This window comes from Micromonospora sp. NPDC049359, assembly GCF_044466585.1.
Classification (GTDB): domain Bacteria; phylum Actinomycetota; class Actinomycetes; order Mycobacteriales; family Micromonosporaceae; genus Micromonospora.
This window is the reverse complement of the sequence record NZ_JBITMW010000002.1, coordinates 288,575-307,119: the sequence shown is the minus strand read 5'-3', so window position 1 is coordinate 307,119 and position 18,545 is coordinate 288,575. Positions and strand designations below refer to the sequence as shown.

Sequence of the window (18,545 nt, the reverse complement as noted above, 5' to 3'; positions counted from 1 at the left end):
CCGCTTCCGCCAAAAGCAATTCGAGTCGCGTTCACCTCTAATGGAGCCGACAAATACGCGAGCAGGGCTCGGCGCGCCGAAGTGGTCGCCGCGCTCCATTGTCGACGCGCCGGAGCGCCCTATCGTGAAAGTCGGAAGTGGTGCTCGAAATGGTGGTATGCGTTGTCCATGGCAAAAGTTGCTCTCCATGCGGCACATACGCGCGCCGGCACCTCCGGCCCGACGACCGGTCGGGAGACACCTCGGGACGGCACCACGACGCGCCGACCGTACGATCGCTGGAAGCGGCTTCTCGACGTCATCGGCGCTCTCCTCGTCCTGTCGCTCGGCGCCCCCGTACTGGCCGTGGTGGCCCTGGTGGTGCTGGTGGCGCACGGGCGGCCGGTGCTGTTCCGGCACACCCGCCCGGGGTTGCACGGCGAACTGTTCGAGGTGGTCAAGTTCCGGACCATGCGCCACCCCGATCCGGATCGAGGGCTGGTGAGCGACGCGGATCGGCTGACCCGGGTGGGCCGCTGGCTGCGGGCCAGCAGCCTCGACGAGCTGCCGGAGTTCTGGAACGTGCTGCGGGGCGAGATGAGCGTGGTCGGTCCCCGCCCGCACCTCGTGCGCTACCTCAGCCTCTACAACCCGGAACAGGCCCGACGACACGACGTGCGACCGGGCATCACCGGGCTGGCCCAGGTGCGTGGCCGAAACGCGCTGGACTGGGACGCGAAGTTCACCTACGACGTCGAGTACGTCGACCGCCGCTCCTTCCTGCTGGACCTGCGGATCGTCCTGGCCACGATCTGGGTGGTGCTCAGTCGCCAGGGCATCTCCGCGCCGGGCGCGGCCACCTGGCACGAGTTCACCGGTAACCCACCCGCGCAGCCGACCGTCGACCACGACTCCGCCCACCGGCGATGAACCGGGTCCTGCTCCTGGGGGCCGGTGGATTCCTCGGCCGGCACATCCGGACGGCGCTGGCCGCCCACGCCACCGTCCGGTCGATCACCCGCGCCGAGTGTGACCTGGTCCGGGTCGAGCTGCGCGACCTGACCGCGCTCATCGCCCGGGAGCGACCGGACACGGTGGTGACGGCGGCCGGACGGATCGTCGGCTCCGGCCACGACTTCGTGCAGGCGCACGTGGTGGCGACCGCGAAGCTGATCGAAGCGGTGGCCGCCGCCGCCCCCGGGGCCCGCCTGATCCGGATCGGCTCGGCCGCCGAGTACGGCGCCGTGCCGCACGGCCTCGCCGTCACTGAGGAGTACCAGGGCACGCCCGTCAGCGAGTACGGGCTCAGCCACCTGGCCGCCACGCGGTTGGCGGAGCTGGCCGGCGGGGCGGGCCGACTCGACACGATGGTGCTGCGCATCTTCAACCCGGTCGGGCCCGGCATGCCGGCGGGCAACGTGCTCACCCGGGTGACCGCGATGGTGAGGTCGGCGGTCGCTACCGGATCGGAGGACATCGCCGTGGGCCTGCACGACACGTACCGGGACTTCGTCGACGTCCGGGACGTCGCCTCGGCGGTCCTCGCCGCGGCGAGCTGCCGCCCGGGGCCCGCCCGGGTCTTCAACGTGGGCAGCGGTAGGGCGGTGGCGACGCGCGACGTCGTCCGGTTGTTGGCGGAGGTGTCGGGCTTCACCGGTGACATCCGGGACGGCAGCTTCGCGCCGGACGCCGATCGCTCAGCCGCCGTGCCGTGGATGTGCGCCGACATCGAGCGCGCGAACCGGGTGCTCGGGTGGACGCCCGCACACGACCTCGGTGATTCGCTGGCAACACTGTGGCAGGCCGACGGCGACCAGCCCGCCCGTCCGGTCGCCGGCTCGGCAGCGCGGTGAAGCCCATGCGGATCGGCATGCTCAGCCAGTGGTTCGACCCGGAGCCGGGCGCGGCGGCGCTCCCCGGGATGCTCGCTCGGGCTCTCGTCCGCCGAGGACACGAGGTCCAGGTCCTCACCGGGTTCCCCAATTACCCGACCGGCGAGTTGGCGCCCGGCTACCGGGTGACCCGTCGGCTCGACGAGGTCGACGGGACGACCCGGATCCGCCGGGTGGCCCTCTATCCCAGCCATGACCGCTCCGCGCTGCGCCGGCTGGCGAACTACGGCTCCTTCGCCGCCTCGGCGCTGGTGTCCGGCACGTCGGCGCTGCGCGGCGTGGACGCCCTCTGGGTCGGCAACTCGCCGATCAGCGTCGCCCTGCCGATGTGGTTCACCCGGTACGTCCAGCGGGTGCCGGTGCTGCTGCACGTGCTGGACCTGTGGCCCGACAGCGCGGTGGCCAGCGGCTTCATCGGCACCGACCGGGTGTCCCGGATGATCGAGCGGGGGATGAGCGGCTGGTGCGGTGGGATGTACCGCAGCGCCGGCCGGGTCGCCTACGTCTCGCCCAGCGCCGCCGACCTGCTCGCCAGCCGAGGCGTACCTCGGAAGAAGCTCGTCCACATTCCGGTGTGGGCCGACGAGACGCCGAGGACGGGCGTCGCGGACCTGCGCGCCGAGTTCGGGCTCCGCGAGGACCAGGTGGTGCTGGTGTACGCGGGCACGCTCGGTGAGGCGCAGGGGCTCGACTCGCTCATCGACGCCTGCGCCCGGATCAACGATCCGCGACTGGTCTGCCTGATCGCCGGCTCCGGCACCACCGAGGAGCGGCTGCGCCGTCGGGCCGAAGAGCTGAACGCGACACACGTGCGGTTCCTGGGGCGGCTGCCCCGGGAGCGGATGCCCGCGTTGATGGCCACCGGTGACGCGCACTACGTGAGCCTGCGACCCGGCGGCATGTCGGCGTACACGATGCCCAGCAAGGTGCAGGCCACCCTCGCTGCCGGGCGGGCCCTGCTGGTCGCCGCGCAGGGGGACGCCGCAGCCGTCGCGCACGACAGCGGCGCGGGTATCACCGCCCGACCCGGTGACCCCGACTCGATCGCCGACGCGCTACGGGAACTCTGCGACCTGGGCCGGGAGAAGCTCGAGCTGCTCGGTCAGGCCGGCCGGGCGCACTACGACCGGGTCTTCTCCGTCGCCGCCGGCGCCGAGCGGGTCGAGCAGGCGCTGGGCGAGGCGGTGGAGAGCCACCGACGGCGCTGACCCGCTGCAGCACGTTTCAAAGTGGGCGGCTCGTCCAGACTGGTGGCGCGCGCGGCCACCGTCCGAGCGGGGTGAGTCGATCGCGGTCTCCGACCAGGCCGAGGCTCCCGTTGTGGCCTCGGCCTTGTGCAGCTCCCGGCCTCGACGGGGCGAGCTGTAGAGTCGCGACGGCCGGTCGGGCGAGGGAAGCACCGACCGGACCGGCGAGGGGATGGCGCGTGCTGCACCTGAGGGTGATCACCCCGGAGAGCAGGACGACGGATGTCGTCGACCTGCTCTCCGCAGAGGCAGGAGTGACTCACCTCGCCGTGCTGCCGGGTGCCGCCCGGCAACCGCGGGGTGATCTCATCCTCTGCGACGTGGTGCGGGAGAGCGCGGACCGTGTGCTGCGGGAGTTGCGGCGACTCGGCGTGGACACCAGCGGCGGCATCGCGGCCGAGGACATCGAGCTGACCATCTCCGCGGCGGCGGACCGGGCGGCGGACCGGGCGCCGGGCAGTGGCGCGGACGCGGTGGTCTGGGACGAGATTGCCGCGAAGACCGGTGAGCAGACGGAACTGTCCGGCACGTACCTCGTACTGATCGTGGTGGCCACCATGATCGCCGGCATCGGGGTGCTGCTGGACCAGCCGATTCTCATCGTCGGGGCGATGGTCGTCGGTCCGGAGTTCGGCCCCCTCGCCGCGCTGTGCGTGGCGTTGCTGCGCCGCCGGCTCGGGGTGATCGGCCGCTCGGTGCAGGCTCTCGTGGTCGGCTTCGTGGCGGCCATGGTGGCGACCGTGCTGAGCACCTGGGCGCTGACCGCCGCCGGCCTGGTCAGTCGGGAGATGCTGCTCGCCGAACGCCCACTCACCGATTTCATCTGGCGGCCGGACGCGCTGTCCTGGGTGGTCGGTCTCCTCGCCGGCGTGGCCGGGATGCTCTCGTTGACGTCGAAGAAGTCAGGCAGCCTGGTCGGGGTGCTGATCTCGGTGACGACGGTCCCGGCAGCGGCGAACGTGGCGGTGGCTGCCGCCTACGGAGTATGGGACGAAGCGGGCGGCTCGGCACTCCAACTGGTCATCAACCTGAGTGCGATCGTCCTGGCCGGCCTGCTCACCCTCGTGGTGCAGCAGGCCTGGTGGTGGGGTCTGGCTCGCCGGTCCCGTCGTCCAGCAACCGGGTGAGCAGCGTCCGCAACGGGATCGACTCGCCGTCTCGTCCACCGGACCCGACCACCAACGGTGCCGGGCTGGGTTCCGGGTCGGCGCCGAACAGCCGGGCCCGCAGACCTCCGGGCACGGTCAGCAGGTGGAACCGGCCGGCCACATCCACCGCCCGGGTCTCGGCCCGGTCGACGTACCAGCCGGTCAGCCTGGTCCGGTAGCGCCCGCGCCCGTCGTAACCCCGGGCGACCAGCCGGGTGGTGCGCAGCCCCCGCCGGGTCGCCTCGGCCACGAACCAGGCCACCAGCTTCGCCGCCTCGGCCTGCTCGGCGGCCCGCCGCCGCGCGTCCGCGTCGGCATGCGCGCGCACCGCCTGCCGCTGCTGCTCCCGCCACGTCCGGCCGTCCGGCTCATTCACGACGCCGACGGTACGCACGGGGCTCAGTCGAGCGGCCCGCAGGGTGCCCCGGGCGATCGCGGCCATCACCACGTTGGTCTAGACGTAGTACGGCAGCGCGTTGATCGCCTGCTGTAGCCCCGCGCTCGCCCCGCCTCGCCCCGCCCCGCCCTCGCCCCGCCTCCGCCTGCGTCGATCTTGCAGTTTCGGTCGTCGGAATAGGCGGAATGCCGGCTATGCCGGCGCAGAAAGTGCAAGATCGCGGCCAGGCCCGGTCGATCATGGAGTTGTGGTGCCTGGCTTGGCGTTATGCGGGCGGTTTGTCACCCACCACAACTCCATGATCGACGGGGCCGCGCGGGGTCGAGGTGGTGAACGGGTTAGGCCAGGCCGGCGCGGCGTAGGGCTTCGGCCATCGCGTCGTTGGCCGGCGCCGGTGCGCCCTGCCGCTGCTGCCCGCCGCGACCACCCTGCCCGCCACCACGACTGCCCTGGCCTTCGCGACCACCCTGCCCGCCGCCGCGACTGTCCTGCCCGCCGCGACTGTCCTGCCCGCCACGACTGCCCTGCCCGCCGCGACTGTCCTGCCCGCCGCGACCCTGCTGTCCGGCACCGCGACCGCCCTGGCCGTCGCGACCGCCCTGCGGTCCGCGCTGCGCCGGGCCGCCACGCCCCTCCTGACTCGTCCGACCACCGGCGGCCGGCTCATCCTCCAGCCGCAGGGTCAGCGAGATGCGCTTTCGGGGTACGTCCACGTCGAGCACCCTGACCTTGACCACGTCGCCGGACTTCACCACCTCACGGGGGTCCTTCACGAACGTCCGGGACATCGCCGAGACGTGCACCAGGCCGTCCTGGTGCACCCCGACGTCCACGAACGCGCCGAAGGCGGCCACGTTGGTGACCACGCCCTCCAGCACCATGCCCGGCGTCAGGTCGCCGATCTTCTCCACGCCCTCGACGAAGGTGGCGGTGCGGAACTCCGGCCGGGGGTCACGGCCCGGCTTCTCCAGCTCGGCGAGGATGTCGGTGACGGTGGGCAGGCCGAACCGGTCGTCGACGAAGTCGGTGGCCCGCAGCCCGCGCAGGATCGCGCTTCGGCCGATCACGGCGCGCAGGTCCTGCCCGGTGCTGGCGAGGATCCGCCGCACCACCGGGTACGCCTCGGGGTGCACGCTCGACGAGTCCAGCGGGTCGTCCCCGCCGGGGATCCGCAGGAAGCCGGCGCACTGCTCGAACGCCTTCGGCCCGAGCCGGGCGACCTTCTTCAGCTCGGTCCGCGACCGGAACGGCCCGTTGGCGTCCCGGTGCAGCACGATGTTCTCGGCCAGCCCGGCCCCGATCCCGGAGACCCGGGTCAGCAGGGGCGCGGACGCGGTGTTGACGTCCACCCCGACCGCGTTCACGCAGTCCTCCACGACGGCGTCCAGCGACCGGGAGAGCTTCACCTCGGACAGGTCGTGCTGATACTGGCCGACCCCGATCGAGCGAGGGTCGATCTTGACCAGCTCGGCGAGCGGGTCCTGGAGACGACGGGCGATGGAGACCGCGCCGCGCAGCGACACGTCCATTCCGGGCAGCTCCTGCGCGGCGTACGCGGAGGCGGAGTAGACCGACGCGCCGGCCTCGGAAACCATGACCTTGGTCAGGTTGAGCTGCGGGTGGCGCTTGATCAGGTCAGCGGCCAGCTTGTCGGTCTCGCGCGAGGCGGTGCCGTTGCCGATCGCGATCAGCTCCACGTCGTGCGCGCCGGCCAGCCGGGCCAGGGTCTCGATCGACGCGTCCCACTGTCGGCGTGGCTCGTGCGGATAGATCGTGTCGGTGGCGAGGACCTTGCCGGTGGCGTCGACTACGGCCACCTTCACGCCGGTTCGCAGGCCCGGGTCCAGGCCCATCGTCGGCCGGGTGCCGGCCGGCGCGGCGAGCAGCAGGTCGCGCAGGTTGGTGGCGAAGACCCGTACGGCCTCCTCCTCGGCGGCCTGCCACAGCCGCATCCGCAGGTCGGCCCCGAGGTGGATGAGGATGCGCGTACGCCAGGCCCAGCGGACCGTGTCGGTCAACCACCGGTCCGCGGGGCGCCCGGCGTCGGACACTCCGAACCGGCCGGCGATCATCGCCTCGTACCGGGTCGGACCGGTCGGTACGGCGTCGGCCTCGCCGGCCTCCTCCGACTCCATGGTCAGGTCGAGCACGCCCTCCTTCTCGCCCCGGAACATGGCCAGGATGCGGTGCGACGGCAGCTTCGGGTACGGCTCGGAGAAGTCGAAGTAGTCGGCGAACTTCGCGCCGGCCGTCTCCTGACCGTCGCGTACCCGGGAGGCCAGGCGGCCCCGCGACCACATCTGCTCGCGCAGCGTGCCGATCAGGTCGGCGTCCTCGGCGAATGTCTCGATGAGGATCGCCCGAGCGCCCTCCAGCGCGGCGGCGGCGTCGGCGACGCCCTTCTCGGCGTCGACGAATCCGGCGGCGGTGGCCTTCGGATCCTGGGACGGGTCGGCCAGCAGCGTCTCCGCCAGCGGCGCGAGGCCGGCCTCGCGGGCGATCTGCGCCCGGGTCCGCCGCTTCGGCTTGTACGGCAGGTAGATGTCCTCCAGCCGCGACTTCGAGTCGGCGGCCATGATCTGTGCTTCCAGCGCCTCGTCCAGCTTGCCCTGGCCGCGGATCGACTCCAGCACGGCGGCCCGCCGCTCGTCCAGCTCCCGCAGGTAGCGCAGCCGCTCCTCCAGGGTGCGTAGCTGGGTGTCGTCGAGCAGGCCGGTGGCCTCCTTGCGGTAGCGGGCGATGAACGGCACGGTGGCGCCGCCGTCGAGCAGCTCCACGGCCGCCCGCACCTGACGCTCGGCCACGCCGAGCTCGTCGGCGATCCGCTGATGAACAGACTGGGTCACGATCTCGATCCGCCTTCGACTCGATCCGCCCTCAAAGAGCGGGTACCGCCTGCATTCTGCCGGTCGGCCCCGACCACTGTCGCCGCGCCCGGCCGGTCGCGCCCCCGCGCCGTCCCCCCCCGCCCCCGCGTCACCGCGCCGTCCTGCCTCCGCGCCCGGGCCGGGTCGATCCCTCGACCGCCCCGGCCGGGCCTGCGCTAGCGTGGCGATCATGGAATCACCTGCGGAGCCGCGCGCCCGACGGCTCTTCGGCGGCAGCGCCCGGGCCCTCGGCGACCTCACGGCCAACCCGTTCCGTGCCGACCGGGACCGGATCGTCGGGTCGCCGTTCTTCGCCCGGCTCGGCGGGGTCACCCAGGTGATCAGCCCGGTCGGCTCCGGGCTGCTGGTGCACAACCGGCTCACCCACAGCCTCAAGGTCGCCCAGGTGGCCCGGGCCATCGCCGAGCGGTTGACGGCCGACGGCAGGTGGCGTGACCTGCTGGACAAGCTCGGCGGCTGTGACCCCGACGTGGTGGAGGCCGCCGCGCTCGCGCACGACCTCGGCCACCCGCCGTTCGGCCACCTGGGGGAGCGGGTGCTCGACCGGCTGGCCCGCCAGCGTCTCGGCCTCGCCGACGGCTTCGAGGGCAACGCGCAGTCGTACCGGATCGTCACGAGCACCGAGATCCGGGGCGCCGCCACCACCGGGTTGGACCTGACCGCCGCCGTCCGCGCGGCGATGCTGAAGTACCCGTGGACCCGGCTGGACTACCCCGACCCGCACCCGCGCCTGCTGGACCCGCCGCCGCGGGGCGCCACCCCGCCGCCGGACGACCCGGAGAGCGGCTCGTTGAAGTTCGGGGCGTACCGCACCGAGCTGGACGACCTGCGGCAGGCCCGGGAGCCGTTCGTCGGCCGCATTCCGGACTGGCAGCAGACCGTCGAGGCGTCCGTCATGGACACCGCCGACGACATCGCGTACGCCATCCACGACGTGGAGGACTTCTACCGGGTCGGGGTGCTCCAGCAGGGCGCGGTGTCCGCCGAGCTGATGGCCTGGCAGCGCGAGAGCGGGCACTTCCGGGCGATCACCGACGCGGCGCTGGCCACCTCCGCCCGACGACCCGGCGCGGCCATCGAGCGGCTGCGCCGGCAACTGCACCGCAAGGACGCCTGGGTCGCGGACGACGACGCGTTCGCCGCCGCCGTCGAGCATGTCCGCGAGGAGTTGGTGGACGGGCTGCTCGCGATGCCGTTCGACGGTTCGATCGAGGCGGAGCAGTACGTGGCGCGGTTCTCCGCCCGCTGGTCCACCCGCTTCGTCGAGGCCGTCACCGTGACCGACCAGCCGTCGGTGCGCTCCGGGCACGTGCTGCTCGGCTGCGCGCAGTGGCACGAGGTGCAGGTGCTCAAGTTCGTCCACCACCGGTTCGTGCTGGCCCGCCCCGACCTGGCCCTGCACCAGCGTGGTCAGGCCCGACTGCTGGGCACCCTGGTGGAGGCGCTGTGGGAGTGGCTGCTCGACCCGGAGGAGGAGTCCCGCCTACCTCGCCGGCTGCACGACCTGGTCGAGTTGGCCGAGGCCGAGCTGCACCCGCGTACGCCGCACCGGATCGGCCGCGCCCGGGGACGCGCGATCGTGGACTTCGTCGCGCAGCTCACCGACGGCCAGGCGGTCGCCATGCTGGACGCGCTCTCCGGTCGCTCCGGCGCGCTCTGGACCGACGCCTTCGTGCTCTGAGATGTAAGGAAGGGCACCTTGTTATACGCCAGGCGTTAACAAGGTGCCCTTCCTTACATCTCAGGCGACGGACTGCCACCAGCCGTCGACCGCCGGTGGGTCGTCGACGACCACCCGCTCGCCGGGGCGGGGTACGGCGAGCCGCACGTCCCGGGCCTTCGCCTCGGCCCACAGTCGGTTCACCGGCTCCGACCAGTCGTGCAGGGCCAGGTTGAACGTCGCCCAGTGCACCGGGATGAACAGCCCGCCGCGCAGGTCGAGGTGGGCGTCGACCGCCTCCTCGGGGAACATGTGGATGGTCGGCCAGGCCCGGTCGTACGCGCCGATCTGCATCAGCGTGACGTCGAAGGGCCCGTGCTCGGCGCCGATCGCCGCGTACCCGGCGAAGTAGCCGGAGTCACCGGTGTAGAAGACCTTGCGTCGTGCCCCGGCCACCACCCAGGAGCTCCAGAGCGTGCCGTCGCGGCGCAGCCCGCGACCGGAGAAGTGCTGGGCGGCGGTGGCGGTGATCTTCAACCCGTCGACCCGGTGCGACTCGGACCAGTCCAGCTCGATGATCCGCTCGGCGGGCACCCCCCAGCGATCCAGGTGGGCGCCCACCCCGAGCGGCACCACGAACGGCGCCGACTGCCCGGCGACCAGCGCCCGCACGGTGGGCATGTCCAGGTGGTCGTAGTGGTCGTGGGAGATCAGGATGGCGTCGAGCGGAGGCAGCTCGTCGATGCCCACCGGCGGCTCGTGCAGCCGACGCGGGCCGACCGCGCCGGACGGCGAGCAGCGGTCACTCCACACCGGGTCGAGCAGGACCCGCCGCCCCTCGATCTCGATCAGCGCCGAGGCATGGCCGTACCAGACGATGTTCAGCTCGTCGGCGGTGTCGGCGGCCGGCGACGCGCCGGGCCGCAGCAGCGGCACGGGCGCGGTGGGGCGGCGCTTCTGCTTGCCGAAGATCAGTTCCCGGACCAGGTTCCGACCCGGTTCGGCGGCGACCATCGTGCGGACGTCGGCCTGGTTGTGGAACGTGCCGTCGCGGAACTGCGGCGAGCGGGCCGCCTGCTCGGCCCGGGCCCCGGCGAGTCGCCCGCCCAGTGCCGCCGGGACGTCCCGTGCCATCCAGGCCAGGCCGGCCAGCGCGGCCAGTCCCGCCGTCGCCCGCATCCGTCGCCCGAGCGACCTCTGCCCGTCCGTGCGTTCCGTTGGCGTCATCGCCGTCCCTCCGCCGTGTCCCGCACTACACGGTAGTTCCCCCGTGCGGCTTCCGCCCCGGCGGTCGCCCGCACCGGGCCGGTCGTCCCCGACGACCGGCCCGGCAGCGGAGTCAGCCGCCGTTGCTGGGCCGCTGGAAGGTCGTCCGGTACGCGGTGCCCGCGCCCCCGAGGCGGTCCACCGCGGCGAGGACCTTCGGACCCATGGCGGCGCGCGCCCGCACCGCCGGATGGGTCGCACCGAAGTTGTCCGGGTCGGCCTGCCCGTCGGCGAACAGCGCGTAGGTGAGCACCGCAGCGCCGGACCGGTCGAAGATCACGCCGGCCTCGTGCCGGGCGTCGGCGAACCAGCCGGCCTTCGTGGCGATGCGGGCCCGATCGTCGGAGGACATGGTGCGACGGATCCCGTCGGTGAAGGCCACCGGGGAGCGCAGCAGCCCGAGCAGGTGCGCCGTCGAGGCCGGCGAGAGCAGCGTGCCGGCGACCAGGGCCCGCAGCAGGTCGTGCGTCTCCCGGGGAGTGCTGGTGCCGAGGAAGAACCGATTCGGGTTGGCGACCGGCTCGACCTGGGTGTTCGGGAAGCCCTTGGCGACCAGGATCGAGTTGATCTCGGCGGCCGGGGCGACCAGACCGCACAGTCGTACGGCGGTGTCGTCCGAGACGGTCAGCAGGTTCGCCAGCACGTGTCCCAGCGTCACGCTGCTCGGGTACGCGCCGTCCCGGCTGAAGATGCCGTCCCCACCCGGCACCACGATCGTCTCGGTCACCTCGACCCGCTGGTCCAGCGTCAGCAGCCCGCGGTCGACCTTGTCCAACACCGCCGTGGCCACCGCGATCTTGTTGACGCTGTACGCCTCGATCGTCCGGTCCTCGTCCGCCGCCACCGCGACGACCGGCGTGCCCGCCGGGTCGGCCACGCTGACGTAGGCCTGCCAGTTGCCGCCGGCCTCGGCGCTGTGACGCCCGAAGACCGTGGCGACCCGCCGGGCCGCCTGCGCGGGGGTGGTGGGTGTCGCCTCGGCGGCGCTGGCCGGAGTGGTCGCGGCGAGCACCGTACCGGCGGTGGCCACCGTACCCAGTCCGAGGGCGGTCCTGCGGTTCAGTCGGATGGTCAATCGTCTCTCCCGTCGTGGGGCGCCGGAGCGCCTGCCGGCCCCCCACGCTAGGCGAGTTGATCTATTCATAATGCCCCCGGAGAGAGTCCCGAACAGTCCCGAACAGTCTTACCCGGGCCGTCGGCGCAGCGCCGCGCCGATCGCGCCGGCCGCCGTCCCACGGAGCTGTGCCGCCGGCCCGGACACGGCCCGGGCGAGCTGCCGCAGGTCGGGCAGGTGACCGCCACGGACCGCCTCGCCGGCCGGGTTCGGGGCGAAGACCGAGCCGTCGTGCGCCGCGAGCGGCCGGCCACTGAGGCCCGCGAGCCGCATCAACGGGCCGACGAGGACGTCGTAGACGCCGGGCAGCAGCGTGAAGCCGGCTCGCAGCAGCACGTTCAGCCGCCCCACCGACACCTCCCGACGCGGACTGTCCACACAGTCGACGATGGCCCGGGCCACCCGCTGCGGCCCGGCGACCGGCGGTGGAGGGCGGCCGACGCGACCCAGGTAGTTGGCCGCCTGCTGGTAGACGGGTGTGTCCACACTGCCCGGGTTGACCAGGCACAGCCGGATTCCCGGGCTGTCCCGCAGCTCCTGCTGGAGCGTCCGGGCCAGCCCCTGCAAACCCCACTTGCTGGTCACGTACGCGCTCATGTAGGGGGCGGTGATGTGCCCGAGCACCGACCCGGTGAGGATCAACGTCCCGGCGCCGGTGGCCCGGAAGTGCCGCAGCGCCACCCGGGCCGCGCCGGCGGCGGCCAGCAGGTCCGTCCGCACCACGTGGTCGAACACCCGCTCCGGCAGCTCGTCGAAGCGCCCGTAGGCCATCACCGCCGCGGTGTGCACCCAGACGTCGATGCGGCCGAACCGTTCGATCGCCGCCTGCGCCAGCGCGTCCAGCGCGCCCGCCTCGGTGACGTCGGTCGCCACGGTCAGCACCTCGACGTCCGCGCACTCCTCGCGTACCTCGGCGAGGGTCTGCGGCGCACGGGCCGCGAGGACCAGGCGGTCGCCGCGCTCGGCGAACGCCCGCGCCGTCGCCCGACCGATCCCGCTGGTCGCGCCCGCGACCACCACGACCCGACTCATGGAGCGAGCACGACCTTGATGCAGCCGTCCTCCTTCTGCTGGAACATCTCGTACGCGCGCGGCGCGTCGCTCAGCGGCAGCCGGTGGGTACGCAGATCCTCCACGCCCAGCGGGTCGTCGTCGCCGGAGAGCAGCGGCATGATCTCGTCGACCCAGCGGCGAACGTGACACTGCCCCATCCGCAGTTGGACGCCCCGGTCGAACATCTCCATCATCGGCATCGGGTCGGCCTCGCCGCCGTAGACGCCGGATATCGAGACGGTGCCGCCGCGCCGGACCGCCTTGAGCGCGGCGTGCAGGACGGCGAGCCGGTCGATGGCGACCCGGTCCGTCATCGTCTGGGCGAGCTTGTCCGGCAGCAGGCCGACGGCCGCGTGGGCGAGCTTGCCGACCGGCGAGCCGTGCGCCTCCATGCCGACCGCGTCGATGACCGCGTCCGGGCCACGCCCGTCGACCAGGTCGATCAGCGCGCCCGGTACGTCGGACAGCTCGCGTACGTCGAGCACCTCGATGCCGTGCCGGCGGGCCAGCTCCAGCCGCTCGGGCACCAGGTCCAGCCCGATGACCCGCCCCGCGCCGAGGTGGCGGCCGATCCGGGCGCAGAACTGGCCGACCGGGCCCAGCCCGAAGACGGCGAGCGTGCCGCCGGGCGGGGTGTCCGCGTACTTCACCGCCTGCCAGGCGGTGGGCAGGATGTCGGAGAGGTAGAGGTAGCGCTCGTCCGCGCCGGTCTGCGGGATCTTGATCGGCCCGAAGTGGGCCTGGGGAACGCGCAGGTACTCGGCCTGGCCGCCGGGCACCGACCCGTAGAGGGACGTGTAGCCGAACAGCGCCGCGCCCTTGCCCTCGCTGGTCACCTGGGTCGTCTCGCACTGGGCGTAGAGCTGGCGTCGGCACATCCAGCAGTCGCCGCAGGAGATGTTGAACGGCACCACCACCCGGTCGCCGGGCTTCAGGCCGGTCACCTCCGGGCCGACCTCCTCGACGATGCCCATCGGCTCGTGTCCCAGGATGTCCCCGGGCTTCAGGTACGGCCCCAGCACCTCGTACAGGTGCAGATCCGAGCCGCAGATCGCCGTCGATGTGATCTTGACGATCGCGTCGGTCGGCTCCTCGATCCGGGGGTCGGGTACCTCCTCGACCCGTACGTCCCGCTTGCCCTGCCAGGTCAACGCCTTCATGTCCGGTTGCCCTCCCTCGGTCCTGTCTGACTGCTACCCCGGGAGAGGGGGTTGAACCGGCTTGCCGAGGGGTGTGCCTGCTTGCCGGCTCGCCGAGCCCGTCGTGGTGCCGTGATCGACTCGGGTTCCAGGAAGTCGCGGTGTGGTGGGCGCCCGGACCAGCCGACTTCCGGTATGCCGAGTTGATCTTCCCCGGGCCAGTCGCGGGCCGGGCCAGTCGCGGGCCGGGCCGGACTGGCGCGTTCGGTGGACGCCCTCAACGCCGGACCGCCGCGCCCGACGATCGGGGGCGCAGCGGTCCGGGGGTTGCCTGGGCCGGAGGGTTCAGGAGCCGGGGGTGTTGCCGCCCTTGGTGGTGGCCGACAGGTAGTCGCGGTTGAGCCGGCCGATGGTGTTCAGCGGGATGCCCTTCGGGCAGGCCACCGTGCACTCACCGGCGTTGGTGCAGCCGCCGAAGCCGGCCTCGTCGTGCGCGTCGACCATGCCGATCACCCGGGTGTAGCGCTCCGGCTGGCCTTGGGGCAGCAGCGAGAGCTGGGTGAGCTTGGCGGCGGTGAAGAGCATGCCGGAGCCGTTCGGGCAGGCCGCCACGCACGCGCCGCAGCCGATGCAGGCCGCCGACTCGAAGGCGGCGTCCGCGTTGGCCTTGGCGACCGGGGTGGAGTGCGCCTCGGGCGCGCTTCCCGTCGGTGCGGTGATGTAGCCGCCGGCGGCGATGATCTTGTCGAAGGCGCTCCGGTTGACCACCAGGTCCTTGACGACCGGGAAGGCGCTGGCCCGCCACGGCTCGATGTCGATCGTGTCGCCGTCCTTGAACTGCCGCATGTGCAGCTGGCACGCCGTGGTGCCGCGCTGCGGCCCGTGCGCGTCGCCGTTGATCATGAGGCCGCACATGCCGCAGATGCCCTCGCGGCAGTCGTGGTCGAACGCCACCGGGTCCTCGCCGGAGAGGATCAGCCGCTCGTTGAGCACGTCGAGCATCTCCAGGAACGACATGTCCGGGGACACGTCGTCGACCGGGTAGGTCACCATCCGACCCTTGTCCTCAGGGCCCTTCTGGCGCCAGATGCGCAGGGTCAGGTTCACTTGTAACTCCGCTGCGTGGGGTGGACGTATTCGAACTTCAGGTCTTCCTTGTGCAGCACCGAGGGCTCACCGGTGGCGGTGAACTCCCAGGCCGCCACGTACGCGAACTTCTCGTCGTCGCGCTGCGCCTCCCCGTCGGGGGTCTGGTGCTCGGCCCGGAAGTGACCGCCGCAGGACTCCTCGCGGTGCAGGGCGTCGATGCACATCAGCTCGGCCAGCTCGAAGAAGTCGGCCACCCGGCCGGCCTTCTCCAGCGACTGGTTCAGCTCCTCACCGGTGCCGGACACCTTGACCCGCTGCCAGAACTGCTCGCGCAGGTCGCGGATCTCGCCGATCGCCTTGCGCAGTCCGGCCTCGGAGCGCTCCATGCCGCAGTGCTCCCACATGATCTGGCCCAGCTCCCGGTGGAACGAGTCCACGGTCCGGTCGCCGTCGACCGCCAGCAGCCGCTGGATCCGGTCCTCGACGTCGGTACGCGCCTCGACCGCCGCGGGATGGCTGGCGTCGACCTTCTCGAGGGGCCCCGAGGCCAGGTAGTTGGCGATGGTGGTGGGCAGCACGAAGTAGCCGTCGGCGAGGCCCTGCATCAGCGCCGAGGCGCCGAGGCGGTTCGCGCCGTGGTCGGAGAAGTTCGCCTCGCCGATCACGAACAGGCCCGGGATGCTGGACTGGAGGTCGTAGTCGACCCAGAGCCCGCCCATCGTGTAGTGCACGGCGGGGTAGATCCGCATCGGCACCTCGTACGGGTCCTCGCCGGTGATCCGCTCGTACATCTCGAAGAGGTTGCCGTACTTGGCCTCGATGGCCTTGCGGCCCAACCGGTCGATCGCGTCGCCGAAGTCGAGGTAGACGCCGAGCTTGGTCGGACCGACGCCGCGGCCCTCGTCGCAGACGTTCTTGGCGGCGCGGGAGGCGATGTCGCGGGGGACCAGGTTGCCGAAGGACGGGTAGATCCGCTCCAGGTAGTAGTCCCGCTCGTCCTCGGGGATGTCCTTCGGGCTGCGGTCGTCGCCCTTGCGCTTGGGCACCCACACCCGGCCGTCGTTGCGCAGCGACTCGCTCATCAGGGTCAGCTTCGACTGGTGGTCGCCGGAGACTGGGATGCAGGTCGGGTGGATCTGCGTGTAGCAGGGGTTGGCGAAGTACGCCCCCTTGCGGTGCGCCCGCCAGGTGGCGGTGACGTTGCAGCCCTTGGCGTTGGTGGAGAGGTAGAAGACGTTGCCGTAACCGCCGGAGGCGAGCACGACGGCGTCGGCCATCTCGGTGGTGATCTCGCCGGTGACCAGGTCCCGGACCACGATGCCGCGGGCCTTGCCGTCGACGATGACCAGCTCCAGCATCTCGTGCCGGGCGTTCATCTCCACGTTGCCGAGGCCGATCTGCCGCTCCAGGGCCTGGTACGCGCCGAGCAGCAGCTGCTGGCCCGTCTGGCCCCGGGCGTAGAAGGTGCGCTGCACCTGCGCGCCGCCGAAGGAGCGGGTGTCCAGCAGGCCGCCGTACTCGCGGGCGAACGGCACGCCCTGGGCGACGCACTGGTCGATGATGTTGACCGAGACCTCGGCGAGCCGGTGCACGTTCGACTCCCGGGAGCGGAAGTCGCCGCCCTTGACGGTGTCGTAGAACAGCCGGTGCACGGAGTCGCCGTCGTTGCGGTAGTTCTTCGCGGCGTTGATGCCGCCCTGCGCCGCGATGGAGTGGGCCCGGCGCGGGCTGTCCTGGTAGCAGTAGGACTTGACGTGGTAGCCCTGCTCGGCCAGCGTCGCCGCGGCGGAGCCGCCGGCCAGGCCGGTGCCGACCACGATCACCGTCATCTTGCGGCGGTTGGCCGGGTTGACCAGCTTGGCCTCGAAGCGCCGCGTCTCCCAGCGCTTCTCGACCGGGCCGGCGGGCGCCTTCGTGTCGGCGATCGGGTCGCCCTCGGTGAAGAGTTCCATGTCAGGACACCAATCCGGTGAGTACGGCGAACGGGACCACCAGGTATCCGGCGCAGAGCGCCACGGCGAAGACCAGCGCGGCGGCGCGCGCCCGGCGCTCGCCCCGGGGCGTCTGCTGCCCGAGGCTGCGGAACGCGCTGAAGGCGCCGTGGCGCAGGTGGAAGCCGAGCGTGACGATCGCCAGGGTGTAGAAGAGGGTGACGTACCAGCGCTCCGGCGCGAAGTCGGCGACGACGTTGCCGTACGGCTTGCCCTCGGTCCCGACCGGGTTGAGCGTGCCGGTGGTCAGGTCCAGCAGGTGGTAGATCACGAAGAGCAGGATGATCACGCCACCCCAGCGCATGGTGCGCGCCGCGTAGCTGCCCCGGACCTTCTTGCGGTGGGCGTACTTCACCGGGCGGGCGGCGCGGGCGCGCAGCGCCAGCACGGTGGCGGCCACGATGTGGGCGACGACGGCGACCGTGAGGACGGTGCGCAGGATCCACAGGAACCAGACACCGGGCAGCAGTGGCTTGCCGATGTCGCGCAGCCAGTGCGCGTAGTGGTCGAACGAGGTCTCCCCCGTGAACACCTTCAGGTTCCCGAGCATGTGCGCGATCAGGAAGAGCACCAGCAGGATGCCCGTCACCGCCATGACGGCCTTGAGGCCGACGTTCGAGCGGATGGGCGACCGAGTTTTCGTCATTACCACGGGATCGACGCTAGGAGCACTTTGATCAGTCGTCCAATGCATCGAACTCGCAGCGTTGATAGCCATAAGCTATGTAGATGCAGCTCCATCAGCTCCGGTACTTCGTCGCGGTGGCCGAAGTACGACATTTCACCCAAGCCGCCGACATCGTTGGCATAACCCAGCCTTCGTTGAGTAAGCAAATTCACGCCCTCGAGACCGACCTCGGGGCCCCGCTGTTCGAGCGGGTAAGGGGCAACATCGCCCTCACCGCGGCCGGGGAGGTGCTCCTGCCGTTGGCGACCCGGATCCTCGCCGACGTGGAGACCGCGACCCGGGAGGTGCAGGAGCTGGTCGGCCTGCGCCGAGGGCGCGTACGCCTGGGCGCGACCCCGAGCCTGGCCACCTCGCTCGCCCCGCCGGTGCTGCGCCGGTTCCGCGACGCGCACCCCACCGTCGACCTCCGCGTCGAGGAGAGCGGTTCCCAGGACCTCGTCCGTGACCTGCTGCGCGGCGACCTGGACCTGGCGCTGATCATCATGCCGTCGCAGGGCGCCGACCCGGGCCTGCGCGTCGACCCGATCCTGCGCGAGAGCCTGGTGGTGGCCTCGGTGGACGAGGTGCCGACGGGCTCGGGGACGGGCGAGCTGCGCATCACCGATCTGCGTGACCAGCCGATGGTGATGTTCCGGGAGGGCTACGACCTGCGTGACGCCACCATCGCGGCGTGTCGGGAGGCGGGCTTCGAGCCCACGTTCGCGGTGGACGGCGGCGAGATGGACGCCGTCCTCAGTTTTGTCGAGGCGGGACTCGGCATCGCGCTGGTGCCGGGGATCGTGCTGGCCCGCCGGCCCGGGGTGCGCGGCACGCCGCTGGCGTCTCCCGGGGTGACGCGGACCATCGCGGTGGCCCGTCGCCGTGACGTGGTGCCGACGCACGCCGGCCGCGAGCTGCGGCGGATCCTGCTCGACTACGTCCAGTCCGCGATCGACCGGGGCGAGCTGCCGCCGGGTGTCGAGCCGCTGGGCTGACCCGGCCGGGGCCGCCGCCG

General features: G+C 72.1%; 15 protein-coding genes. 6 read left to right on the top strand and 9 right to left on the bottom strand.

All coding sequences use genetic code 11. The annotated features are described in order from the left end of the window. Positions 1–168: 168 nt before the first annotated feature. The 4 genes from ACIBTX_RS07645 (at position 169) to ACIBTX_RS07630 (ending at position 4,245) form a co-directional block, all read left to right on the top strand. Positions 169–909 carry a sugar transferase gene (locus ACIBTX_RS07645; RefSeq protein ID WP_396832200.1) on the top strand — a complete coding sequence of 247 codons (741 nt, stop codon included), beginning with the start codon at positions 169–171 and terminating at the stop codon, positions 907–909. Next, the gene (locus tag ACIBTX_RS07640) at positions 906–1,832 is read left to right on the top strand and encodes an NAD-dependent epimerase/dehydratase family protein (RefSeq protein ID WP_396832199.1); all 927 of its coding nucleotides are present in this window, start codon (positions 906–908) and stop codon (positions 1,830–1,832) included. Before ACIBTX_RS07645 ends, ACIBTX_RS07640 begins: the two co-directional genes overlap by 4 nt. Before the next feature lie 5 nt (positions 1,833–1,837). Further along, positions 1,838–3,079: a glycosyltransferase family 4 protein gene (locus tag ACIBTX_RS07635; protein ID WP_357119943.1), complete on the top strand. Its 1,242-nt coding sequence runs from the start codon at positions 1,838–1,840 to the stop codon at positions 3,077–3,079. Positions 3,080–3,297: 218 nt separating this feature from the next. Then, the gene (locus ACIBTX_RS07630; RefSeq protein WP_357119940.1) at positions 3,298–4,245 is read left to right on the top strand and encodes a DUF389 domain-containing protein; all 948 of its coding nucleotides are present in this window, start codon (positions 3,298–3,300) and stop codon (positions 4,243–4,245) included. On the opposite strand, the gene ACIBTX_RS07625 is transcribed toward ACIBTX_RS07630, so the two are convergent. Together ACIBTX_RS07625 and ACIBTX_RS07620 are read right to left on the bottom strand one after the other, a co-directional pair. Continuing rightward, entirely contained in the window at positions 4,175–4,642 is a 468-nt protein-coding gene (locus ACIBTX_RS07625) for a hypothetical protein (RefSeq protein ID WP_357119937.1), read from the bottom strand. The two genes, ACIBTX_RS07630 and ACIBTX_RS07625, sit on opposite strands and share 71 nt — an antisense overlap. Before the next feature lie 359 nt (positions 4,643–5,001). Continuing rightward, positions 5,002–7,509 carry a Tex family protein gene (locus ACIBTX_RS07620; protein ID WP_396832198.1) on the bottom strand — a complete coding sequence of 836 codons (2,508 nt, stop codon included), beginning with the start codon at positions 7,507–7,509 and terminating at the stop codon, positions 5,002–5,004. Between the two features lie 211 nt (positions 7,510–7,720). Between ACIBTX_RS07620 and ACIBTX_RS07615 the strand changes: the two genes are divergently transcribed. Next, entirely contained in the window at positions 7,721–9,232 is a 1,512-nt protein-coding gene (locus ACIBTX_RS07615; RefSeq protein ID WP_357119931.1) for a dGTP triphosphohydrolase, read from the top strand. A gap of 60 nt (positions 9,233–9,292) precedes the next feature. Here the strand turns inward: ACIBTX_RS07615 and ACIBTX_RS07610 are convergent, their stop codons facing one another. The 7 genes from ACIBTX_RS07610 to ACIBTX_RS07580 all read right to left on the bottom strand — a co-directional run bounded on the left by ACIBTX_RS07610 (position 9,293) and on the right by ACIBTX_RS07580 (position 17,509). After that, positions 9,293–10,438, bottom strand: coding sequence for an MBL fold metallo-hydrolase (locus tag ACIBTX_RS07610; RefSeq protein ID WP_396832197.1), 1,146 nt, complete (start codon positions 10,436–10,438; stop codon positions 9,293–9,295). A 112-nt stretch (positions 10,439–10,550) separates the two neighbouring features. Continuing rightward, positions 10,551–11,552, bottom strand: coding sequence for a serine hydrolase (locus ACIBTX_RS07605; protein WP_396832196.1), 1,002 nt, complete (start codon positions 11,550–11,552; stop codon positions 10,551–10,553). Between the two features lie 108 nt (positions 11,553–11,660). After that, on the bottom strand, positions 11,661–12,623 hold the full coding sequence (locus ACIBTX_RS07600) for an SDR family NAD(P)-dependent oxidoreductase (protein ID WP_396832195.1): 963 nt from the start codon (positions 12,621–12,623) through the stop codon (positions 11,661–11,663). Next, a complete protein-coding gene (locus ACIBTX_RS07595; protein ID WP_357119920.1) occupies positions 12,620–13,804 on the bottom strand; it encodes a zinc-dependent alcohol dehydrogenase in 1,185 nt (394 codons plus the stop codon). Before ACIBTX_RS07595 ends, ACIBTX_RS07600 begins: the two co-directional genes overlap by 4 nt. Before the next feature lie 324 nt (positions 13,805–14,128). After that, complete coding sequence (locus ACIBTX_RS07590) at positions 14,129–14,890, bottom strand: succinate dehydrogenase/fumarate reductase iron-sulfur subunit (RefSeq protein WP_357119917.1); 762 nt, start codon at positions 14,888–14,890, stop codon at positions 14,129–14,131. Beyond that, positions 14,887–16,824, bottom strand: a complete 1,938-nt coding sequence (locus tag ACIBTX_RS07585) for a fumarate reductase/succinate dehydrogenase flavoprotein subunit (RefSeq protein ID WP_357119914.1) — start codon at positions 16,822–16,824, stop codon at positions 14,887–14,889. Before ACIBTX_RS07585 ends, ACIBTX_RS07590 begins: the two co-directional genes overlap by 4 nt. Before the next feature lies 1 nt (position 16,825). Next, positions 16,826–17,509, bottom strand: coding sequence for a succinate dehydrogenase cytochrome b subunit (locus ACIBTX_RS07580; RefSeq protein WP_357119912.1), 684 nt, complete (start codon positions 17,507–17,509; stop codon positions 16,826–16,828). 83 nt (positions 17,510–17,592) lie between these two features. On the opposite strand from ACIBTX_RS07580, the gene ACIBTX_RS07575 reads away from it, so the two are divergent. Next, positions 17,593–18,525, top strand: a complete 933-nt coding sequence (locus ACIBTX_RS07575) for a LysR family transcriptional regulator (protein WP_357119909.1) — start codon at positions 17,593–17,595, stop codon at positions 18,523–18,525. The last annotated feature ends 20 nt before the right edge of the window (positions 18,526–18,545 follow it).